Genomic DNA, 22,153 nt, shown 5'->3' on the forward strand with positions numbered 1-22,153 from the left:
TGTGTTCGAGGACAGCCAGGGCATCACGCTGTGGGCGGACCTGCCAGGCGTCACCAAGGACAAACTCGACGTGAAGGTGCACGACGGCAATCTTTATATCGAGGCGGAAGCGGTCGTGCCCACACCCGCCGGTCTGCGGCTGCAGCACGCCGAGATCCGTGAACCGCATTTCGCGCGCGCTTTCTCCGTGAGCCCGGACTTTGACACATCGAAGATCGATGCGAACCTGCAGGACGGCGTGCTGAAGCTGACGATTCCGCGTCGCGATGAAGCACGGCCGCGACGAATCGAGGTGCAGACGAACTGAACCCGGAAGACCAACAACGGCGACCGGAGAAAAACCGGTGGCGGCTGCGAGGTCGTCACCGCCCGGTTCGTGGAGGCGCCGGATGCAGATCGTCGTGGTCCGGCTCTCCTGCCAGATCATTGAGGAGCAGCAGATGAACACCGACCCCAAAAAGTGGAATCCTTTCAAATTTCTCCGCGGCTCAGCGCGCAAGCCCGATTCGGACGGTCCGCAAAGTCCGCCGGCCAGCGAATCATGGCGTGCCGGATGGCCAGATATCCAGCGGCTTTTCTCCCGCGATCCGTGGCGTGCGATGGAGGATTTCTTTCACGATCCGTTTGCAACCCGCGGCCCGCTTGATCGATGGTTTGGCGACTTCAGCTCTTCGCATTTCCAGCCGCGCATCGACGTCGTCGACGAAGGAAAGGTCCTGCGCGTGACTGTCGAGTTGCCGGGCATGGAAAGGGAGAATCTGACCGTCAGCGTCGAGGATGGAGCGATGGTGTTGCGCGGCGAGAAAAAGCAGGATGTGCACAGTGAGGAAGACGGCTGCTATCGACTTGAACGCGCGTATGGGGCCTTCACGCGCACGATCCCGATGCCGGAAAACGCCGACCCCGACCACGCGCTCGCAAAGTTTGACAAGGGTGTGCTTACGTTGACCGTGCCGAAACAGGAACCGCCGCGATCGGCGAGCCGCACGATCGAAATAGGCTAGCGTTGGGCGGCGATCCGGCGCTTGCGAGATGAATGAATGGGAGTAGCTCGGGTCGTTAGCTCAGCTGGTAGAGCAGCGGACTTTTAATCCGTTGGTCACTGGTTCGAATCCAGTACGGCCTTCCAAAGAATCAGCACTTGATCCAGTCCCCGTGAGCGGGATCTTTGCTTTCTGGTCCATTTCCGGTCCAGTTGCGGTGAGGACAGCTCGCGGGCAAGTCGTCTTTTTACAGTCTGTGGCACACCTTCTTCGCCTTTCCGCTGCGGCTCAAGCCCCTTGTTCCTTTACCGTGAGGCCCGCTGTCGAACGACTTGCGTTGACTGAGCTGGTGTTGAAGTCCTTAAAACTGCTAATAGTGTCCATGGATTACGCTAATGTAAGATTGTATTTTTGCGGGGCAAAATCAGTCATAGCAGCGGTTTCACACGCCTTTCCAGGCGTTGCGTTTCAGCAAAGCACGCACGCTCGGATGTCCGTTGATTTTGCTAACGCGTTCGTTGTGTCCGCTAATTCGGCTAATGCGGTTGTAGAGGAGCGTGATAGGCGCATTCGCTTGAAGCGGCATCAAGTGCAAATACAGGTCATTTTTTTGATCTTTGGAAGGTGCCCATCTCAGTGCGCAGATCAAAAACGCCATACAGTATGGCGCTTTGTGCGTCACTGCTGCGGCCTTCAGCATCCCCTTGTGTGGATGTTGGTCTGCGCGGCGTCGTCCTGCGCTTAGTCAGTCGTGTCGGGCATTGAGTTCGTGATGCGGTAGAAAAGCCGCGCTAGCAGCGTTAGTGGGCGCGATTAGCGCGCCAAGGACATCATTAGCAAAATTTGCGAACTTCAACAGAAGGCGCGACGCCGACGGTGTCGGGAGTATCGGCGCGGTCAGTCAGGAACAGGAGTTGCAAGATGTCGCCGCCCGGTCAAATCAGCGCCACCAGCACGGACGCAGTGAACGGCACGCAGCTTTTCCCGATTGCTTCGCAATGGAAGAAATAGAAGTGTCCGGCGACACGATCAACGAAGCGGATTTCATTTCTGTTCACTAGTTGGCTTGCCATTTTTTTATGCGCGTTGCTACACGACAATTGACTGAAAAAATGGAGAAAAAGGTACAGATTTCCTTAAAGATATGTAAGGAAATCCTGACGATTTTTTTGAGGGGGAAACGCGTGAACAGAACCTAATTGTTAAATTCTGCAGTGTCCAGATATCGCAAAGATTTTTTGTAGACAAATTAAAAGACCTATGAGAAAGTTCCCCGCGAGCACTTAACTTTCTTTCCATTACAGGATCTGCTAATGGGAGAAGCGGCATTCGATGCGAATAACCCGGCGGCCTGCGTCTCACATTGCTCAAGGTGTTGCGAGAAAGAAAAACGGCGCGTGCCGTCTGGCGAAAGACTATTTGTCATGCCATGAGCCGAGAGAACGTTGCAACAGGCTACTGAGGGGCAGTAACGATGAGTATCCCAGTCGGGACAGAGCCGCGCACTGGCGCGGCGAAGACGCACCAGTCTGGCCGGCAAGTGGCGCTCCGCCACGCGACCGCCTTTTCTCTGCGTCCGCCCTTCGGACCTTCATAACCCAGAGATTCGTCAAACGTCTCAGCTACCAGCGCCGCGAAAACTGGCTATCTGACCGACCCTCGTTATTTAATTAGTCATGCGAATCGGATCGTGAGCATGGGTATTCGCTCGAGCTCAGGATTCGTGATTCACCAAGGGCGGAAGCAACTTGCCGCAGATCCAACGCTAAAGCAACGCGCGTCGCAGTGAGACGTTTTAAGCATTATAAATAGGTATCCTGAGTAAACGGGATGCATGCACACGCCCGTGCTTATGAACTTCGCATTTCAATTACCTGGTGAGGCAACGACATGAACAAAGCATATCGGACCATCTGGAACAAGGCGCTAGGCGCCTTCGTTGCCGCGTCGGAGCTGGACGCGTCGCGCGGCAAGGGAAAGTCAGGAGCGGCTGCCTCCGTATGCGACGGGCGCTGCGGCGAGCCTGGTGAACATGGTGCTTCAGTGCTGCACGGTTCCAGCCCGCGTGTCGTCACCGTACTGCTGTTAATGGGTCTGGGGGGATGGGCCGCGCAGGCGCAGGCGCAGCTGAGCTGTGCCGCGGCCCCCTTCAACTTCTATAGCGGCAGCACCACGTGCGTGGGCTTTCAGTCCACTGCCTCTGGAGGCGGCGCCACTGCGGTAGGTTTCGCCGCCAGCAGTACGGGCATTAACGCCCTGTCCTTCGGCTTTCAGGCCATTGCCAATGGTGTCAACACCATTTACGTGGGCGCGCGCACCGCTGCGGGCACCGGCGCGACCGCAGAGTCGGCGATTGGCATCGGCACGGATGTCACCGCCAGCGGCTCGGCGGCCATCGGTGTCGGCGTTGACGCTGTCTCGAGCGGCAACCAGTCGACTGCCGTCGGTCCCCTGGCGAAGGCAACTGGAGATAACGGCGTTGCACTGGGTACGAGCGCCAACGCTGCCGCGTCGGGCGCGGTTGCATTGGGCAGCGGAGCCACAGGCTCCCAGACCAACGGTATAGCCGTTGGCTCGGGAGCCAGCGCCACTGGTGCGAACGCCGTTTATCTGGGAGCGCGCACTGCGGCGGGCACCGGTTCGACGGGAACGGCCTCCATCGCCATCGGCACTGACGTTACCTCTAACGCTGATTATGCCGCTGCGATTGGCTACCAGGCGGTGGTAAGCGGACCTGCAGCGGTCGGGGTGGGTTATATCGCCACAGCCTCCGGGACGCATGCCGTCGCCGTCGGCTTTCAGTCCATCGCAAGCGGCCTCAACGCCGTTTATCTTGGGCCGCGTGCCGTCGCAGGCACGGGCGCAACGGCGGCGGGTGCGATTGGCATTGGCACGGACGTGACTGCGTCCGGCCCCTCTTCGCTGGCCGCCGGCACAGTGTCCAAAGCCACGGCACAGAATGCCGTGGCTTTGGGGGCAGGCGCCGCCGCCTCAGGGCTCAACGCGCTCGGCATGATGAACGGCTCACAAGCCACCGGTGCTAATTCAATAGCGTTGGGGTCATCGGATACCGTTGCGGAAGGCGGCGCGTCTGCCCCGGCGACGGTGGCAGGCGCCGCGGCGTCGGGCATTCGCGCGATTGCGATCGGCTCCGGCGCGAGCTCGGCTGGCTCCTCGTCCATCGCGATAGGCGATTCGGCTCTGACGGGCGCCAACACCGATGCCCTCGCCATGGGTACCTCCGCAACGGCTAACGCGGCTAATGCTTCCGCCATCGGCAATGCTGCAAGAGCGCTCGCTGCCTCCACGGTTGCGATCGGCGACGGCAGCACCGTCGCAGCGGCAGCCGGCGCGGGTTCGTTCGCCGGCGGCCATAACTCCCAGGTACTCGGCGGGACGGGCGCAGTGGCGCTCGGTCAGGCGCAGACCGCCAGCGGCAACGGCGCGGTCGCGATTGGCGATCCCAATACCGCGACCGGCAATGGTACGGTCGCCGTGGGCGCGAACAATACCGCCACGGGCGATGGCGCGGTAGCACAGGGCAACGGCAATACCGCCAATGGCCAGGGCGCGGTCGCACTGGGCAACGCGAGCAATGCGAACGGCGCGAGCGCGCTGGCGTTCGGCGATTCGGCGGTGGCCAACCAGACCCATGCGATCGCGCTGGGTGCCGGCGCGTCCGCCAGCAACGCGAACGACGTCGCGCTAGGTGCGGGCAGTACAACCGCAGCGCCACATACGGGCACCACGGCGCTATACGGCGGCACGGCGGCCGGCATCGCGAGCGCGGCCAATGGCGTGGTGTCGGTCGGTTCCGCTGGGAAGGAGCGGCAACTGCAGAACGTGGCAGCCGGCGTGATTTCGGCTGCCAGCACCGACGCCATCAACGGCTCGCAGCTGAATACGGTTGTCGCCGGTATCAATAATCTCGGCGCGTCGACAGCGGGCACCCTGGGCGGCGGCGCCAGCTATAGCGCGGCGACCGGCAATCTAACCGGCTTTAGCCAGCCGGTCAACACCGTTAGCACTACCGGGGCGGTAAGCGGACTCACCGCGCAGACGACGGTTGCCGGTGCCTTGACCGCGCTGAATACGAATATCGACAACACCGCCAACATTGCGGTCAAGTACGACGCGGCGGGCGGTACCAGGATCACGCTCGGTGCGACCGGCGGGGCGGGGGCCGGGTCTCCGGTGACCATCACCAACATGGCGCCGGCCGCATTGAACGCGACGAGCACGGACGCGGTGAATGGGTCCCAGCTGTTCGCCACCAACCAGCAGGTGTCGGCCAATACCACAGCGATTTCCAACATCAACAATGGCGGCGGGATCAAATATTTCCACACCAATTCGGTGCTGGCGGACAGTGTGCCCACCGGCACCGACGCGATCGCGGTGGGGCCGGCCGCCAACGCGTTCGGTAACGATTCGATCGCCCAGGGTCTGCATGCGGTGGCCGGCGTGAACGGCGCACCGACGACGGCCAACGACATTGCATTGGGCAACGGGGCTCAAGCCACGGGTGGCGATTCGATCGCCCAGGGCGCCGGGGCAACCGCGAATACGGCCGGCGCCATCGCGATAGGTCAGACGGCAACCGCGACAGGCGGCAAGGCCGTGTCGATTGGCGTGGGCAACACGGCAAGCGGCAATGGCGCGGTCGCCATCGGCGATCCGAACTCGGCGATTGGCACCGGTGCGATAACCATGGGCGCGAACAATACGTCCAACGGCCAGGGAGCGGTGGCGCTCGGCAATGCGAATGCAGCGACCGGCCTGGGCGCCGTCGCGCTGGGCAACGCATCGCAAGCGAACAATGCCGGTTCTGTCGCGTTCGGCGACGCTGCAACGGTGTCGGCCGCGGCGACGCAAGGCGTTGCGATCGGCTCCGGCGCCACGGTCACCAACGCCGGCGCGGTGGCCCTGGGTGCGGGAAGCACGACTGCCGCCGCGGTGGGGACGCCAGGCGCGACGATAAATGGGACCGCGTACGCGTTTGCCGGCACCACGCCGGCGAGCACGGTCAGCGTCGGCAAAGTGGGCGCCGAACGCACCGTGACGAATGTTGCCGCGGGCCGGTTGAGCTCGACCAGTACCGACGCCGTAAACGGCTCGCAGTTGTTCGCGACCGATCAGGCCGTCGACGCGCTGTCCACGACGGTAACCGCCAACAAGACGCACTACTACAGCGTCAACGACGGCGGCACACAGGGTGCCAACTACGCCGACGACGGAGCCACCGGTGTGAACGCGCTGGCTGCGGGTGTCGGCGCCCTGGCTTCGGGGGTGAGCAGCACGGCGCTGGGCAACGGTGCCCAGGCGCTGGCGAACAACGCGCTGGCATTCGGACTGCAGGCGAGTGCCTCGATCGTCGGCGGCGTGGCGATCGGGTCGGGATCGGTTTCAGATCGCACGGTTCTGCCCGCGGCGGGATCGATCGCCAACGGCTCCCACGCGATTCCGTTCAATACGTCCGATGAGACTTTGCTGGGTGCGGTATCCGTCGGCAGTAGCACGGCCTACCGTCAGTTGACCAATGTGGCCGATGGCACGCAGGCGCAAGACGCAGTCACCGTCAGGCAACTGGCGGGCGCATTGTCGTCGTTTTCGGTGACGGGCACGAACTATTTCCACGCGAATTCGACGGCGGCCGATTCGCTGGCCGTGGGCGCGGAGTCAATCGCTGTCGGACCGACGACCGTCGTCAACGGCGACAGCGGCGTTGGTGTCGGCAACGGGGCGGTGGTCGATGCCACGGCGCCCGGCGGTGTCGCGATCGGCCAGCAATCGCATTCGGCCGCGGCCGACGCAATGGCGCTCGGCAGCGGCGCGGTCGCGAGCGGTGCGCAGTCGATTGCACAGGGCGCCAACGCTAATGCCGCTAACCAGGGCGGCGTGGCGGTGGGCTCAGGAGCGCAGAGTAGCGCCACGGACGCCATAGCGCTTGGCGCCGGGGCCAGCTCGACGTTCGCCAATAGCGTGGCGCTGGGCAGCGCATCGACAACCGCCGCGGCGGTGGCGACTCCGGGTGTCACGATCAACGGCACAGCCTACACGTACGCCGGGACTGCCCCGACGAGCACGGTGAGCGTGGGCAGCGCAGGCAACGAGCGCACGGTGACCAACGTGGCGGCAGGCCGGGTGAGCGCGACCAGCACCGACGCAGTGAATGGCTCGCAGCTGTATGCAACCGATCAGGCAGTCAGCAGTCTGTCCACGACGGTAACCGCCAACAAGACGCACTACTACAGCGTCAACGACGGCGGTACTCAGAGTGCCAACTACGCCGACGATGGCGCCACCGGCACCAACGCGCTTGCGGCGGGCGTGGCCGCCACCGCGGCCGGCGCCAACAGCACGGCCCTGGGTCAGGGCGCGGTGGCCAATAACGCCAATGCCGTCGCGCTGGGCAGCGGGTCGACCACGGCTGCGGCAGTGGCAACGACCGGCGACACGATCAACGGCACGGCCTACACCTACGCCGGTGCTGCCCCGACGAGCACGGTCAGCGTGGGCAGCGCGGGTAACGAGCGCACGGTGACCAACGTGGCGGCCGGCCGGGTGAGCGCGACGAGCACCGACGCGGTGAACGGTTCGCAGCTGTACGCGACGGATCAGGCGGTGGACAGCCTCGCCAGCGTAGTGACCGCCAGCAAGACACACTACTACAGCGTGAACGATGGCGGCACACAGGGCGGCAACTACAACAACGACGGCGCCACCGGCGTCAATGCGCTGGCGGCGGGCGTGGGGGCAACGGCCGCCGGCGTGAGCAGCTTTGCCGGCGGCAACGGCGCTGCCGCGCAGGCGGACAACGCGCTTGCGCTGGGTGCCCTGTCGAGCGCAACGGTGGCCGGCGGAGTCGCGATCGGCTCGGGATCCGTGTCCAATCGCGCGGTCCTGTCCGGGATCGGTTCGATTGCGAATGGCACCCATGCGATTCCTTTCAACACGTCGGATCAAACCTTGCTCGGCGCAGTGTCTTTCGGCAGCGCGGCCGGCAACACCTATCGCCAGTTGACCAATGTCGCGGACGGCACGCAGGCACAGGATGCGGTCACCATCAGGCAGCTTGCGGGCGCGCTATCGTCGTTCGCCGTTACCGGACAGATGTACTTTCACGCGAATTCGACGGCGGCGGATTCGCTCGCGGTCGGCGCGCAGTCGATTGCGGTCGGACCGACGACAGTGGTCAACGGTGATAACGGCGTGGGCATCGGTAACGGCGCCATCGTCGATTCGACGGCACCGGGCGGCGTCGCGATCGGTGAAAGCTCGAATGCGGCACAGGCCGACGCGATTGCGCTCGGCAGCGGCGCCATCGCCAGTGGCGCCCAGTCGATCGCACAAGGGGCGAGCGCAAAGGCTGCGAATGCAGGCGGCATTGCTATCGGCTCGGGGGCGCAAAGCAGCGCCATCGATGCGGTCGCGATGGGCTCGGGCGCGAGCGCGTCGATGGCAAACAGCGTTGCATTGGGCGCGGGATCGGTGACGACGGTTGGCGCGTTGAGCAACTACATCGCGTACGGGTTGAGCAGTCCGCAGTCGTCTGCGGGTGAGGTCAATATCGGTAATCGGCAGATCACCGGCGTGGCAGCCGGCAAGGCCGGAACCGACGCGGTGAACGTCTCGCAACTGGACGCGGTGTCAACCCAGTTGACCACGCTGATCAACCAACGGACCACGAACAGCGGCGGCAGCTTCTCGTCCTCGCCCGGCACGCCGACGCCACCGGCGTCCACGGGATCGAATTCGTCGGCGGGCGGGCAAGGCGCATCGGCATCCGGGTCGAATAGCACGGCGGTCGGCAACAGTTCGCAAGCCAGCGCGACGGGCGCGACCGCCGTGGGGGTTGGCGCGGCCGCGAGCGGCAATAACTCGGTGGCGCTCGGGGCTGGTAGCACGGACGGAGGCCGCAGCAACGTGGTATCCGTTGGCTCGCTTGCCGATACGCGGCAGGTGGCGAATGTGGCTGCGGGAACCCAGGGGACGGACGCAGTCAACGTGGACCAGCTCAACGCCGGGCTCGCGCAGGCCAATGCCTATGCCGATCAACGGGTGGATCAACTGCAATCGGGCATCAACTCCGTCGCGCGCAATGCCTATTCCGGCATCGCCGCAGCGACCGCATTGACGATGATTCCGGAGGTCGACAAGGACAAGACCTTGTCATTTGGCATCGGCACGGCGGGCTTTCGTGGCTATCAGGCCGTCGCGCTGGGGGGGACCGCTCGTGTCACCGAAAACATCAAGATGAAGGCAGGCGTCGGCATGAGCCCCGGCGGCACTACCTTCGGCATGGGTGCGGCCATGCAATGGTAGGGCGCAGACGCCTTCGCTCAAGTGCGGACAACATGATCGTGCTCAGAACCTGACGTACGAAAAACAGTATGGAGAACACAATGAAGCAGCTTTCTGGATGGGGTTTGTCGCTGAGCCTGGTGTTGCTTGCAGGATGTTCGAGTGCCTCGGGGCCGACGTTTAACGCTTATACGATTACGGCCGCCGACGGTTCCACGCTTCATCAGGTCGAATGTCATGGGATCTTCGAGGGACCTGCTACCTGTATGAAGGTGGCTCAGCAGATATGTCACGGAGAACCGGTTCGCCCGGTGCAGAAAGTCGGGCGCCTGCTGCCGGACAATGACCAGGCCGATGTCACGCGGCGGCTTACCTTCGCCTGCGGCGACGCGCCGGTCACGCCGGCTGCAGTGTCCTCGCAGCCGGTCGCACCTGCGGCGCAAACGATTGATCAGTTCGTGATCCAAAGCGATGCGTTGTTTGCCTTCGGCAAATCAAGCCGCGCTTCAATGCTGCCGGGCGGGGTGGCAAGTCTCGATCAGGTCATTAAGCGTATCAGGCAGCGCAGTGGCGCTCAGTCCATTTCGGTCGTAGGCCATACCGACCGTCTTGGGCCTGAAACGGTCAACCAGCCGTTGTCCCTGGCGCGTGCCCAGACGGTGAGGGAGTACATGATCGATCATGGACTGAACGGTGAGTTGATTCATGCAACGGGCGTGGGCTCCGGCGATTCAACAACGCAATGTCCGGACGACGGCAGCAAGTCGCTCATCGCTTGCCTGCAACCGGATAGGCGAGTCGCCATCGAAGTTCGGGCACAGTGAAGACCGTCGACGGCGAAAACTTAACGAAAACAGAAGAGGCGGCCCAAGGCCTTTCGAGGGCAAAGTCGTCGTTCAGGTCAAGCGAGTTGCCAAACGCAGGACGGCGGCCTTTCCAGAACACGGTTTCGAAGGATTACTCGGGCCTAATCGCCCCTCTGTAACGCCGAGTGGACTGAGCATGTCCGGTGACTCCACAACATGTTTTCATCTGGGCTGCACAACAATCGAGCGAAGTAAGGATCATTTTCTGATCGACGTGCAGCACAGGCACTCCCGGAAGCCCTTTCCTGCCACGCTGTAGTCATTGTCGCCGCCCAGTAGATGAATGTCATGTTCGACTCTGGGGCAATGATGCTGGCTCGGTCTGCCGACTCAGCATTCCGGACATTTTCCGGGCAACGCAGTCCCGCTGCCCGCCGCCGTCGAAAATGCCGCCGGGGGATGGGCCGCCTGCCTGTGTAGATAAATAACCGACGGAGGATTGTCATGTGTTGGAATTGCGCCCACATGTAGATGCCTCGAATCGCTGGTATGGAAAGGCGGCGGGGTTAAAAACTATTCTGAGACAAGAAGTTACGCCTCAGTGTGTGCCGAAGGCGAGCTTGGCATAGATCGTGACTAGTAACTTGGTGAGCGCAAAACACAGTCGCTCAGTTGAGACCAGCTCTGGTTGCCAAACCACTTTTAATAGGCGAATCGAAATGAACACACTGACTATCGTTGACCTGCATCAGCAGAAGGAACTCTCCTCTTCCGATATGGCCCGTGTCGTTGGCGGGCACGATGTAGACAAGGAAAAAGCACTCGTTGAAGCCTACCGTGTTATCAACGGGATAGACGGTTTATTGAATACACCAGACCCAGCCCCCGCCCACGTGTCGATGAAGTTGCCTGGATAATTGTCGACGGTTGACAGACGGCGGCGTAGAAAGCAAGGACACGAGTCCGGATAACAGTCAGCCATAGGGGCTGGGTTACCGGCCCTTATGTTTTTTGGCCGCTGCCGGCCTGGTTCCGTTCGACGCATTTCACCAACTGAAGAATAAAGTTAATGCGCGGCCTAGCCTGCCGTCGGACACCAGATGGCCGAAGAGGCCGAGCGTTGCACAACCATCTCGCGGAAGATTGAAGACCGAAATGGGGCGACCCCAGCCGGTCGTTGTAGGGCTCCATGCGGCCATTTTGCTACGTTCGCACATGGATTCGTAGCGTCCGCTGCCGACGTGCAGGCGGCGTTCGCGGCGCGCGGGCAAATAGGCTGATGTGTTCGCGTTGGATGATCGGCGTGTTACGCCGACGTCCGATACCCTGTCTGACGCCGGCGTTGTCACCACTGCGGTCGCATCAGGCGTCGTCGCCGTTGACACCGGCTTTGCCGGTTGCAGTCGCAGGGCATCCGCGTGCACCCGGCGGTCGATCACGTTCCGCTCCTCGGCGCCCTGGGGCAATCGCTAGGCGATGGGACAATCCGAGGTCGCGGACAATCCTGTTCAAGTGCGAGGGAGAATAGGTGATACCGAACTCCCGGTCGACAAAGATGCGCAGTTGCTCGCGGTTCCACACATCAGTTTCAAACCCGTGTAGGCGCGGTGAATGTTTGATCGCGCTCGTGAGCCAACTAAGCGCCCGTACATCGAGAACAGACCGTCGTCCAACGTCGTTCAACCGCAGGATGGCTTTGGCCCCGCCGACGGCAAAGAGCAATTCATACCGGCTGGCGGTGGCAGGACTCAGTTGCAATCGACGGGGTATCTCACGCATGGATATTCCAGCCGCAAGCATGGATGCAACTGCGCTTCTTCGAGTGCTCCAGGGCGGCTTATTCAAGTCGTGGGAGACGGACATGCGAGCTCGATACCTTTGACGTGATACCTACTCAGCGAGCCACGACAGGTTGCAGCGCCAAACGGAATGGCCGCTGCTCTGCTCCTTGCGGCCACCATCGGCGGTGGCTTCCGGCAGGGGTCGTAGGACAGGCCAGGCGGCAACTGCACGACGGTTCGCTCGCTGTTGGCACAATCCGTCAGCTGTGGCCTCACCATCGCAGTTCAGGGCAGGCGACTCAGTTCCGGCGCCTGGTAATCAGGTCGGCTACGCCGGCATGTATGGCAATCTCCCGGATATAGCCTCGTGAGTATTCCACACCCAGGCGCTGTTGAACTACCGCGCGTAAGCGCGCGTTGTTCCAATGGTCGCCTGCCATGCCGTACTCTCGGGGTGACTGCTTCACGGTCACGGCTATCCACGCAAGTACCTCATCGGTGACTGTGAGACGTGTTTCGGTGCGCCGTTTCGGCGGACGCATGCGATCGGCAAATCCCAGCTTCACAACCAGCTGGCGAACGTATCCGTTCGAATGGTCGATGTCAAACCTGCGTTTGATTAGCGCTTGCACATCGCGATTTCGCCACAGTTCCGATTCGAAACCGTGGGTGCGCGGTCCTTTTTCCAGCGCAGCTTTCAACCATCTAAGCGCTTTCGGATCAAGCGTCGAACGATGGCCGCGGGCAGTCGACTGATCCAGTGCCTCAAGCCCCTTCCTGGCCACCATTGATCCATACGCCTTGACTGTTCGCAGGCTAATATTCAGGGCTTCCGAGACCTGCTCTGCACTCTGGCCTGTCAGGAGCATCTCTGCTGCGGTTCTTCTTCGGGCCGCATCTCTGTCGCTAACGGGCCTTTGTCGTCGCTGGGCGTGTGCGTCGGCCGCCGGATAGGTGAGGCGATAGGCGAGTCCACGTTCTCGAACTATATGGGCGACGTGCGATGCGGAATAGCTCACTCCGAATCGTTGCAAAATAAGGCTACGTACCTGCTCGACAGTCCACGCGTTCGCTGCAATACCGTGCAGCTTTGGGGAATGTTTGACAGCGCTGACGAGCCAGCTCAGGGCTTCTTCATTCAACTGCGACCTGGAGCCGTATTCGTTTAGTCGCGTCAGCGCGTGCGGGCCTCCGCTGTCAAGCAGCGCCTTGTATTTGCGTATGGTAGGGAAACTCAAGCCGGTCTTGCGGGAGATGTCCGTGGGACGCTCTCCCTTCAAGAGCAGTTCTCCCGCCAGTTCTCTGCTGGCTTGCGAGCGGAATCCGTTCCATGCGATCGAAGTATTTTTAGAGGGCGCTTACTCTCGTGAAGTCACCCCGGACATTTTAAGCGTACAAACCGGCAGCATAGAAGCACTGATGGAATATCCAATGCACCGACCTGAATTGCACGTGAACGTCCCGCAGGCATTGAGAATAAGCGCGTGACGCCGAGTTCCAGTGGGTCGAACTGGCGCGCCCCAGGCTGGGCTTCCCGGATCTGCGCTACCCCTCCACTAGGCGTAGGCACCCTTGGTGGCAGCGATGTCGAAGAGATTCTCATGAATCCAGGCGACCGCCCATTTATTCGAGAACGCGATGGCTTCTGCCTCAGTGGCGAAAGCTGGAAGGTTGATTGCCGCGAAGATCTCGATCTGTTCATGGGGGCATGAGTGGACCTGAAAAATCCGTGCTTGCGCGAAGAAGCGGCCAACAGAAAATGTGGGAACGCTGTCGACGCGGAAGCGTCCGTTGGGGAGTCGCATCGTTGATCTCCGTTGAATAAATAGCTGTAGCGATGGCTCAGTTCTCCCGGTCATCATCAACGGCAGCAGTTATAGACGTCTAGTGAAGAAGCACAGGCCACGCTCACTAGCTGAAGATTTTGAAGGCGAGCACTGCTCAGGCGGCGTCCCGTTTGCCGCAACCTTGCAGATCCTCTGCAAACCGTTTCTGAAAGAGTGTTTCTTCCAGTTCGTCGTACATTTCACGAAATTCGCCGAGAACATCATCGATGGTGTTGTTCCGTATGTCCGGACCCAGAGTGCTGCTGATGTGTGAACAACGTGCTGCCGGTTTCGGCAGGCAGGGTGTGAGTGCATTCGCCATGGCGGCACACCCGTTTTTCTCCGTGGCATCAGCTCGCGCGATTTTTTATGCACGCGCACAACTACTGCCGGGCTTACCGTTCGGCCGAATTGCAATCAGCGATGCTTGATAGTGTGCAACCAATCTATCGCAGGATCCTGAAGGAAAGCTTAAGAACGTTACCTCGTGACTGTGGATACGTGATCGGGACTTGATCGTTGCTAAGAAAAGCCGACACGAAGCCAGCTTGAAAAGGTCGAGCTTCCGAGAAACAGCCACAAGGTGACAGAACTCACGGCAGGACTCGAGGCCCGCGATGCATCCCAAGCAGCTTCCAACGTATTCACGGAGAAACGCTAAGCCATGTCCCGCTACCAGTTGGGCCCCGCACCTTTAGATTGCCGCTCAAATGTCCTTGCATAGAAAAACTCAGACGCCGCACCTGGCTCGCCGAGCGGTGAGAAGGACCAGTTGGAGGTCCGCAGTGGGTCGAAGACCGAAGCCGCTCGCGCGGTAGGGGCTCCGGCCAGTTTGAGCCGTTCGACAGCGGGCCTAGATGCTCGCGCTGACCGTTTGCGCGCTTGGCTCTACCGTGGCCTTTTGCTATACATTTAGACGTTGTCCCACGGGAGTTGCCCATGCCGCTGGTTGTCCGACCTGCAAACGCTGACGAACTGGCACGCGCCGAAGAACTGGTTGCCCGCAGCATCAACGACCTGACCGTCCGCCACGGTTTCGGGCCGATTGCCACGTCGCGGCCTTCGGATTTCCAGGCGTTCTGCCTTCGGGACGATCCACGCGGAGTGTGGCTGGCCGAGGATGATGGCGAAATTGTCGGCTTCGCTCTGAGCTGGGTTTGTGGTCGGCTCTGGTTCCTGGCGGAACTGTTCGTTGCACCCGGCCGGCAGGGACAGGGCATCGGCAACCAACTGCTGGAGCGCACGATGCAGCATGCGAGACAGGCTGGTGCGACCGAAAAGAGCCTGATTACCTTCGCGTTCAACGTGGTGTCCCAGGGACTGTACGTGCGGCACGGCTTGTTTCCACGAGTGCCCATCCATTTGTGCAGCGCCGGGCGTGAGTCATTGCGTCCGGCGCAAGGTCCCGCGCTTTGCGCGACGCCCATCCGCACGATTGCCGTCGATCTCGAGATGCTGCGGCAGCTCGATGTGGCAACCCTGGCTGTATCGCGAGAGAAGCATCACCGGTTCCTGCTGGGCGATCCCAGGATGAAAGGCGTTTTCCTCGAAGAAGGGGGCAAGCGCGTCGGCTACGCGTACGTTGCAGGAACGGGTCACGTAGGTCCCCTCGCGGTCATGCACGCGCATGCGATGCCTGGTGCATTCCGGGCGGCGCTGGCGATCGCCGTCAAGGGGGATGCAAAGCAGATCTCCGTGTTCGTTCCCGGGACGAGCGATGCACTGGCGATCGCGGCCAGCCAAGGCATGCGATTCGCACTTCCGATGGTGCTGATGTCGACGCGCGACTGCGGCGACTGGACACGCTATCTCCCGAGAAACCCGGGCTTCATGTGAGGCCGCATCGGGCATCGGGGCCCGGGTTGAAATATCCCTCAATGGGTCGATATTGCCCATCCACCGATGTTCACTACGTTGGTCGCTTCCCATGACAGAATCCCATTGAGTGAATGCGAGCTTCATTGTCATACTCGATTACCTGATTGGTGCTGTCCCAACGATCTGTGGCGTCCGCTTGCCTGCAGTCGGCCATCCCCAAGCCATTGGCGCGAGCTTTCCGACGGACATTCGAACGTCGGCTACGACCTCCAAGCGTCCACCGACGATAGGTTGCGCCGACGCGTTGTTCGAGGGCGACTGCGCCTTAACAGGCGTTAGCAAAACGAATTCTTCAGTTTTCGCCAACAAGTGATGCCGCAGGCGATTTTCATGAAAGGCGCGCGGCGTGTAGCTCTTCCGAGTCTATAAGCGTTTTACACTTAGCCGGCACTGTTTTCCTTACGTTTTCCTGTCGAGAATATACAATCAGGGTACGTGGGGTTTCGCGGTCAGAAGCCGCATCCATTGGAAAAGCACATACGCCACGTCCCGTTGACGACCTCAGGCAGAAGTTGGATGTGTCCATGCTCAAGGCACGAGCGTTTCGTTAGTTGCTCCGCCTGACGGGCAGAGCATGAGCAGCGATAAGAGCCGAACGCGACGCAGCACCGTGCGGCGATCGGCTTGACGGCCCGTCATGCGCATTCCGGCGCTAGGGCGTCAGCAACACCCGTCGACAAGACTACGGGTCACGTGAAGCGTGCTCATTGCTTTGGCACTCGGTAGTCGGCGCTCATTCGAAAGGCGCTTGAGGTAAGCCGGCGCACGGAGACCCTTACACGCTTACTTGCGGAGCCGGCCACCCGGGCACAGGTCTGCTCATAACGAGTGTTCGACGCCGGGCAAGTTGATCACTTCTCCGCCTTCGAGAAACGAAGACCGCTCGAGATACCACGCTTCGTATGTGTACAGCGCTTAGTCCGAGGGTAAGGAGGCAAACATCATGAACTCAATCTGGTCCGAGCGTCGAATCGACATTGCCTGCACGCCGGCCGTCGCAGTCCCTACAGCATCGTCCACCTCCGCTGCGACCTCCGAGGAATCAAACGCTGCCACCGACGAAAGCGATCGGAGACTCTCATGAAGATGAAAAACTCAACGCGTCGCGGGCCGATTCGCAAGGTTGCGCTTGCTGGCCTTTCGGTTTGCGCGGCACAAGTTACCAGCGCGGCAGATGTCACCATCGCTACTTTCAACAGCCCGGCTATGCTGGAACTCAAGAAGCTTTCCGCGAGCTTCGAGGACGCGAACCGGGATATTAAGCTGAATTGGATGATCCTTGAGGAAAACGTGCTTCGTCAGCGCGCGACGACCGATATCACCACTAACAGCGGCCAGTTCGACGTGGTTGCAATCGGTACGTACGAAACGCCGCAGTGGGGCAAGCGCGGTTGGCTGGTCCCGATGACCAATCTGCCGGTCGATTACGATCTCGACGACGTGGTAAAGACCGCGCGCGACGGCCTTTCCTACGATGGGCAACTCTATGCGTTGCCGTTCTATGTCGAGAGTTCGATGACCTTTTATCGGAAGGATTTGTTTCAGGCAGCTGGGCTCAATATGCCGGATCAGCCGACCTATGACCAGATCAAGCAATTTGCCGACACGCTCACCGATAAGACCAAGGGTCAGTATGGCATCTGTTTGCGCGGGAAGGCAGGTTGGGGTGAAAACATGGCCTACGTGTCGACCGTGGTGAACACTTACGGCGGACGCTGGTTTGATGAGAACTGGAAAGCGCAGGTTGATACGCCGGAGTGGCACAAGGCGATCAGCTTCTATGCAGACCTCTTGAAGAACGACGGGCCGCCCGGAGCGAGTTCGAACGGCTTCAACGAGAACCTGACGCTGATGTCGTCCGGGAAGTGCGCAATGTGGATCGATTCGACGGCTGCCGCGGGCACGCTCTACAACAAGTTGCAGTCGAAAGTGGCGGACAAGATTGGGTTCGCTGCGGCACCGGTTGCGGTAACGCCGAAGGGATCGCATTGGCTGTGGTCGTGGGCGCTCGCGATCCCCAAGACCTCGAAGTCGCAGGATGCCGCGAAAAAATTTGTTACTTGGGCAACGTCGAAACAGTACACCGAGATGGTTGGAAAGGACGAGGGTTGGGGATCTGTTCCTCCGGGCAGGAAGTCGACTTTTGCACGTCCCGAGTACAGGCAGGCCGCTCCTTTCGGAGTATTTGTGTTGAGAGCGATCGAATCGGCCGACCCGAACGACTCATCGCTCAGGAAGGTGCCGTACAGCGGAATTCAATTCGTAGGCATCCCCGAGTTCCCGTCCTTCGGGACTGTGGTGGGGCAAGCGATTGCGGGCGTCGTTGCTGGGCAAACCAGTGTGGACGCAGCGCTGAAGGCGGGCAACGCCGCCGCCGATCGCGCTGTGAAGCAGGCGGGTTATCAGAAGTGAGCCCCAGGAGCTCTCGACGCCATGCATGGAAGGTTGCTCAGTAAGCTCGTTTCGTCTGGATGTCGAGGACCGGTGATCGGTCGTGACCATCCAGACTACGACAATGCGCGGCGGGTGTGGAATGGCCTTGTCGACCGCAGGCCCGCCGCCATATTGCAGGCGGAGAGTGTCGATGATGTTCGAAGGGACATCGACTCGGCAGCCCAGTGCAATGCCCTCCTGGCAGTGCGTGGAGGCGGGCATAGCATACCGGGCCTATCCACCTGTGACGATGGTCTCGTGCTTGATCTCTCTCGGTTCAATTCGGTCGTTATGGATGAAAAGGCCGGGACGGTAGACGTTGGCGGCGGAGCCCTGTTGGGCGATCTCGCTCAGGCGCTTGCTCCTAGAGGCAAAGTGGTGCCGGCGGGCGTAATCTCCCACACTGGGGTTGCCGGGCTGACCCTCGGTGGCGGCATGGGCCGCGGCTACCAGCATGCACAGCGGATGTTTGCGACATTCAGGATTACATCCATCGTAATGATGCTATTAGGTCTACTCATGGCGGCCATGAGCTGGCTATCACTGCGCCGTGCGATCGGTGAGCCGATCACCGACGCTCTCGCTCATTTCAAGCGAATCGCTGACGGTGACCTGAGAGCGAAGGGTAGTCGTGAAGTCGCGGGACGAAATGGGCCTTTTGCTCGCGGGACTCTCGCGCATGCGCGAGAGCTTGATTGAAACGGTGGTTGCAGTGCGAACCGGAACCGAATCGATCGGTGCGGCAACCCAAGACTGCTTAGATCAAGGTATCGCGCGCACTAGCAATATGTCAAATAAACCTGTTCGCTCTGTTGACCGTGCTGTAGACATAATTTTGGCTTTCATCGATTCTCCTGTCTTGGGAATAGGAGAGTTACAGCAGCGGCTCGACCTGCCAAGACCAACGCTGTATCGGATGGTGACTGCGCTGGAGCAGAAAGGGCTTGTCAGTTCGTTCGGAGAGCCCCGCCGTTACAGACTTGGGCAAAAGGTGTTGGAGTTGTCGAGGGCATGGCAGCGGTCCTTCGATCTGGTCGAAATCAGCCGACCGCTGCTGGATCGATTGCGGGATGCCTGCGATGAAACCGTCATGTTGTTCGTGCCAAATTCGTCAAAGGAGCGGATCTTGGTCCACGAATCGCGCAGTAGCCAGCCTCTTCATTACAGCCGGCCCAGTGGCTATGTTGCGCCGCTCACGAAAGGGGCGGCAGGGAAAGTTATTCTCGCGTTTTTGTCGGACGCGCAATTGGAAGATGCTCTCGCTTCGATATCCGAGCAAGAGCGTAAAAGAAAGCTTCGAATGGAGCTTGAGCGCGTTCGGAAGGAGCGCATATGCATAGCCAGCGGCGAGGTTATTCAAGGCGCGGTTTCGGTCGCGGCCCCGATTTTCGGCCACGATGCGGTAGTAATGGGAGCGGTAGCTATAGTCGGTCCGGAACTGCGTATGAATGCGAACGCCCGGGAGATGCTGCTTCCCGTTCTTACAGATACAAAAGTATCTCCAAGTCGGCGGGCTATATGGGCGGCTGCGCGCTCGCGCCCAGTCCCATTCCTTCTGATAGTTAGGATGGGTGTGCCAGTTTGGTTCGAATGTTGAGTAGTTAGGAACCAGTCCTATATAGAAATTAAGCTACTATCCGCACGAACTGGTGTTCAAGAAAGTTCGCCCGGCCCGATTGGTCATCCTAAACGCTGTATTCGCCATAGTTGCTAATGCTGTTCTCGGTTGTCGTGGCCACTTTCTATCGTGACAGGCTTTGTGCCCATTCCGCGCTTTTCACGATGATCGATAGCGAGTAGCCAATGCAGATGCTTGCCGAGCGCGCGGGGCCGGCGGCAACCCGCCGCGATCGCCTCGCGCGGCGCTTCGCGGAGTTGCGCGTGGGAGAGGGGCGACCACGTATGTGTTGAGGTCGGCTAAAAAGTGGATGCCGCAGTGGCTGCAGCGGCTACACGCGTATGGGCTGGTGCGTGCCAGCTTCCCGTCCCGGTCATGATATCGTGACGCTACGCGCCTATCTGCGTCAGCCTGAACGCTTACTCGAGTACGCTGCGGCACATATCCAGCACACAAAAGGCGATGATGCAGATGAGCCTGCAACCCCATCACGTCTTACAGGACGTCACCTGAGCGACTGGCATATAAATCATCCGCCTGATCGTCGCTGGAGAACGTGACCCGAAACAACTGGCTCGACGTCGCGACGTGCGCTGCAAGGCCTCAGCCGAGACGCTTCCCGATGCGCTGTTCGGCAAGTACAGGCGAATGCGTTGCCGGTGAGCAGCCCTCTGCCTGTCGCGCGTCGTCGATGCTGGCAGTCAAACGACTTCTCCTTCGACGTGCGCGCCTATTCTACAAGGTGCTGGGCGTTGATCTCACGAAAGTTCCATGGACTCGGACGTTACCTCCCTTTGAAGCTGGCCGATGGTGAAGCACCTCACATCGTGGCTGTGTCTGGCGCCCGGCAACATGATCTCCGCTGGCAAGGAACTCTTGTCCAGAACCCAACGTTCGTCGAGCAAGGTTACGGCAGCACTCCGTCTCGACGGTGTCACGATCGGCAAAACGGTTCTGGTGCAAATAGGGTCGGAGGATCGGTTAGAGTTGTCGGAGCAAAACGAACTGATGAACCGCGATGAGCAAGCTGATGAGTCTGGAGGAGTTGTTCGGTGGACGCCATTTTGATCGGGAGATCATCATTCTGTGTGTTCGCTGGTACCTGCGCTACAAGCTCAGCCTACGCGATCTGGTCGAGATGATGGCCGACCGGGGTTTGTCGCTGGCTCACACAACGATCCTGCGCTGGGTGCCGAGTTCGTCAAACGCTGGAACCGCTTTGCTACACCTGCGGGTCGCTCGTGACGTGTCGACGAGACCTATCTGAAGATTCGCGGCAGGTGGGTCTACCTGTACCGGGCCGTGGATCGGGCTGGCCAGACGGTGGACTTCATGCTCAGGGCGAGGCGCGACGTGGCCGCGGCCACAGCCTTTTTCAGCAGGGCTATCAGGCATCAGGGCCAGTCGCCGGAGACCATCACGCTGGATGGTTACGCGGCCTCGCACCGCGCGGTGCGTGAGATGAAGGCCGATGGTCTGCTGCCTCAAGACACGAAGGTCCGGTCCTCAAAATATCTGAACAACGTGATCGAGCAGGACCATCGCCACATCAAGTCCAGAACGAACGTGATGCTTGGATTCAAACGGTTCAGGAGCGCCGCGACCACGATTTCCGGTATCGAATTGACGCATCGTATTCGCAAGGGCAAATTCGATCTCGCGAAGCTCGGCCTCAAGGATGCCGCTGCGACCACCGTATGGAATGTGGTCCTGTCCTCTCGATAAGGAATCCTGCCTATAGGAAGCTTCTCAACCCGCTTACCTATTTGCACCAGAACCATGACGGGCAGGGCAGCAACGGCAGTCACGTCGAGATGCCGGACTTGCCATTTTTCTTCGGAACGATGCTGTTGCCCGAAGCGGAAAGCTCCTTGCGTGCGGCGCCTCGTTGCGCTGTGCCGGCATGTCCACCACGCCCGGATTCCATCACGTCCTTGAGGTAGTGCTCTACCACGTGCTGGAACTCCAGCATCGCCGCGTGATGGTCAACGACGCTCTCATCGTGGCTCAGCGTGACCGCTGCCTTCATAAGATGCTGGACAACCACGGCACGGAACAAAGCTTCTTCCACGGACAGTCGCGGCGCGAGGACAGCCAACACGGATGCGATTCCTTTGCGCAATCTTTCGCGCACTCCGGTGGCGCCGGGCAATACGACATCAAGAGCGTCGACCAGCCCCACGAAAGCGGGGTGCGTCGTGCGAAACGCCACGAATAACGTCGTCAGCCGGCCCGCAACGACCGATACGTCAAACAAGGGCACCTTCTCGATCAGCTGGCCGAACGCGGCTTCAAGCTCGATCACGTACTGCTCGATTAGCGTAACTGCGACCTGCTCTTTCGTTGGAAAGAACTGGTAAAGCGAACCGATCGACGCCCCCGCCCGCGCGGCGATCGCTGTCATCGTCGTTGCTTCGTACCCTTTTTCGGCGAATTCCGCGCTTGCGGCTTCCAGCAACGAAGCCACCCGCGCGTGTCCGCGGGCACGGCGCGGCGCCTTCGCTTCGCCCGTATTCGGCGTTGA

16 protein-coding genes, 1 tRNA gene and 1 pseudogene are annotated in these 22,153 nt (G+C 60.6%); 12 read left to right on the forward strand and 6 right to left on the reverse strand.

Annotation, left to right across the window (positions count from 1 at the left end; translation table 11 throughout):
- From P0D80_RS42325 to P0D80_RS42355, 7 genes are all read left to right on the forward strand, one after another.
- On the forward strand, positions 1–307 hold a 307-nt coding region (locus P0D80_RS42325), incomplete at its 5' end, for an Hsp20/alpha crystallin family protein (protein ID WP_408292697.1).
- Between the two features lie 133 nt (positions 308–440).
- Positions 441–1,004 carry an Hsp20/alpha crystallin family protein gene (locus tag P0D80_RS42330; protein WP_408292742.1) on the forward strand — a complete coding sequence of 188 codons (564 nt, stop codon included), beginning with the start codon at positions 441–443 and terminating at the stop codon, positions 1,002–1,004.
- A 49-nt stretch (positions 1,005–1,053) separates the two neighbouring features.
- A tRNA-Lys gene (locus tag P0D80_RS42335) sits at positions 1,054–1,129 on the forward strand.
- A 657-nt stretch (positions 1,130–1,786) separates the two neighbouring features.
- A complete protein-coding gene (locus P0D80_RS42340) occupies positions 1,787–2,044 on the forward strand; it encodes a hypothetical protein (protein ID WP_408292751.1) in 258 nt (85 codons plus the stop codon).
- An 829-nt stretch (positions 2,045–2,873) separates the two neighbouring features.
- Positions 2,874–9,308 carry an ESPR-type extended signal peptide-containing protein gene (locus P0D80_RS42345; RefSeq protein WP_408292699.1) on the forward strand — a complete coding sequence of 2,145 codons (6,435 nt, stop codon included), beginning with the start codon at positions 2,874–2,876 and terminating at the stop codon, positions 9,306–9,308.
- Positions 9,309–9,388: 80 nt separating this feature from the next.
- On the forward strand, positions 9,389–10,111 hold the full coding sequence (locus P0D80_RS42350; protein WP_408292701.1) for an OmpA family protein: 723 nt from the start codon (positions 9,389–9,391) through the stop codon (positions 10,109–10,111).
- Between the two features lie 701 nt (positions 10,112–10,812).
- Entirely contained in the window at positions 10,813–11,010 is a 198-nt protein-coding gene (locus P0D80_RS42355) for a hypothetical protein (protein WP_408292703.1), read from the forward strand.
- A gap of 129 nt (positions 11,011–11,139) precedes the next feature.
- On the opposite strand, the gene P0D80_RS42360 is transcribed toward P0D80_RS42355, so the two are convergent.
- From P0D80_RS42360 to P0D80_RS42380, 5 genes are all read right to left on the reverse strand, one after another.
- The gene (locus P0D80_RS42360) at positions 11,140–11,532 is read right to left on the reverse strand and encodes a hypothetical protein (RefSeq protein WP_408292754.1); all 393 of its coding nucleotides are present in this window, start codon (positions 11,530–11,532) and stop codon (positions 11,140–11,142) included.
- Positions 11,456–11,956 carry a winged helix-turn-helix domain-containing protein gene (locus tag P0D80_RS42365; RefSeq protein WP_408292705.1) on the reverse strand — a complete coding sequence of 167 codons (501 nt, stop codon included), beginning with the start codon at positions 11,954–11,956 and terminating at the stop codon, positions 11,456–11,458. The genes P0D80_RS42360 and P0D80_RS42365 overlap by 77 nt, the downstream gene beginning before the upstream one ends.
- Positions 11,957–12,173: 217 nt before the next feature.
- Positions 12,174–13,154, reverse strand: coding sequence for a winged helix-turn-helix domain-containing protein (locus P0D80_RS42370; RefSeq protein ID WP_408292707.1), 981 nt, complete (start codon positions 13,152–13,154; stop codon positions 12,174–12,176).
- 276 nt (positions 13,155–13,430) lie between these two features.
- The gene (locus P0D80_RS42375; protein ID WP_408292709.1) at positions 13,431–13,679 is read right to left on the reverse strand and encodes a hypothetical protein; all 249 of its coding nucleotides are present in this window, start codon (positions 13,677–13,679) and stop codon (positions 13,431–13,433) included.
- A 136-nt stretch (positions 13,680–13,815) separates the two neighbouring features.
- Positions 13,816–14,022, reverse strand: a complete 207-nt coding sequence (locus P0D80_RS42380; protein ID WP_408292711.1) for a hypothetical protein — start codon at positions 14,020–14,022, stop codon at positions 13,816–13,818.
- A gap of 617 nt (positions 14,023–14,639) precedes the next feature.
- On the opposite strand from P0D80_RS42380, the gene P0D80_RS42385 reads away from it, so the two are divergent.
- From P0D80_RS42385 to P0D80_RS42405, 5 genes and pseudogenes are all read left to right on the forward strand, one after another.
- The gene (locus P0D80_RS42385) at positions 14,640–15,536 is read left to right on the forward strand and encodes a GNAT family N-acetyltransferase (RefSeq protein ID WP_408292713.1); all 897 of its coding nucleotides are present in this window, start codon (positions 14,640–14,642) and stop codon (positions 15,534–15,536) included.
- 1,128 nt (positions 15,537–16,664) lie between these two features.
- Positions 16,665–17,990: an ABC transporter substrate-binding protein gene (locus P0D80_RS42390; RefSeq protein WP_408292745.1), complete on the forward strand. Its 1,326-nt coding sequence runs from the start codon at positions 16,665–16,667 to the stop codon at positions 17,988–17,990.
- 72 nt (positions 17,991–18,062) lie between these two features.
- Positions 18,063–18,710, forward strand: coding sequence for an FAD-binding oxidoreductase (locus tag P0D80_RS42395; RefSeq protein WP_408292716.1), 648 nt, complete (start codon positions 18,063–18,065; stop codon positions 18,708–18,710).
- Positions 18,691–19,608: an IclR family transcriptional regulator gene (locus tag P0D80_RS42400; protein WP_408292718.1), complete on the forward strand. Its 918-nt coding sequence runs from the start codon at positions 18,691–18,693 to the stop codon at positions 19,606–19,608. Before P0D80_RS42395 ends, P0D80_RS42400 begins: the two co-directional genes overlap by 20 nt.
- A 1,039-nt stretch (positions 19,609–20,647) precedes the next feature.
- Positions 20,648–21,354: pseudogene (locus tag P0D80_RS42405) on the forward strand (IS6 family transposase).
- A gap of 79 nt (positions 21,355–21,433) precedes the next feature.
- Here P0D80_RS42405 and P0D80_RS42410 read toward each other — a convergent pair.
- Complete coding sequence (locus P0D80_RS42410; RefSeq protein ID WP_408292720.1) at positions 21,434–22,096, reverse strand: TetR/AcrR family transcriptional regulator; 663 nt, start codon at positions 22,094–22,096, stop codon at positions 21,434–21,436.
- Positions 22,097–22,153: the final 57 nt, after the last annotated feature.

This window comes from Paraburkholderia sp. RL17-373-BIF-A (assembly GCF_046030175.1).
Lineage (GTDB): Bacteria > Pseudomonadota > Gammaproteobacteria > Burkholderiales > Burkholderiaceae > Paraburkholderia.

What these genes read in the sequence shown, in the direction of transcription:
- P0D80_RS42330 (WP_408292742.1), top strand. Translation starts at nt 441, where the DNA reads ATGAACACCGACCCCAAAAAGTGGAATCCTTTCAAATTTCTCCGCGGC.
- P0D80_RS42345 (WP_408292699.1), top strand. Translation starts at nt 2,874, where the DNA reads ATGAACAAAGCATATCGGACCATCTGGAACAAGGCGCTAGGCGCCTTC.
- P0D80_RS42350 (WP_408292701.1), top strand. Translation starts at nt 9,389, where the DNA reads ATGAAGCAGCTTTCTGGATGGGGTTTGTCGCTGAGCCTGGTGTTGCTT.
- P0D80_RS42355 (WP_408292703.1), top strand. Translation starts at nt 10,813, where the DNA reads ATGAACACACTGACTATCGTTGACCTGCATCAGCAGAAGGAACTCTCC.
- P0D80_RS42365 (WP_408292705.1), bottom strand. Translation starts at nt 11,956, where the DNA reads ATGTCCGTCTCCCACGACTTGAATAAGCCGCCCTGGAGCACTCGAAGA.
- P0D80_RS42375 (WP_408292709.1), bottom strand. Translation starts at nt 13,679, where the DNA reads ATGCGACTCCCCAACGGACGCTTCCGCGTCGACAGCGTTCCCACATTT.
- P0D80_RS42380 (WP_408292711.1), bottom strand. Translation starts at nt 14,022, where the DNA reads ATGGCGAATGCACTCACACCCTGCCTGCCGAAACCGGCAGCACGTTGT.
- P0D80_RS42385 (WP_408292713.1), top strand. Translation starts at nt 14,640, where the DNA reads ATGCCGCTGGTTGTCCGACCTGCAAACGCTGACGAACTGGCACGCGCC.
- P0D80_RS42390 (WP_408292745.1), top strand. Translation starts at nt 16,665, where the DNA reads ATGAAAAACTCAACGCGTCGCGGGCCGATTCGCAAGGTTGCGCTTGCT.
- P0D80_RS42400 (WP_408292718.1), top strand. Translation starts at nt 18,691, where the DNA reads ATGCGCGAGAGCTTGATTGAAACGGTGGTTGCAGTGCGAACCGGAACC.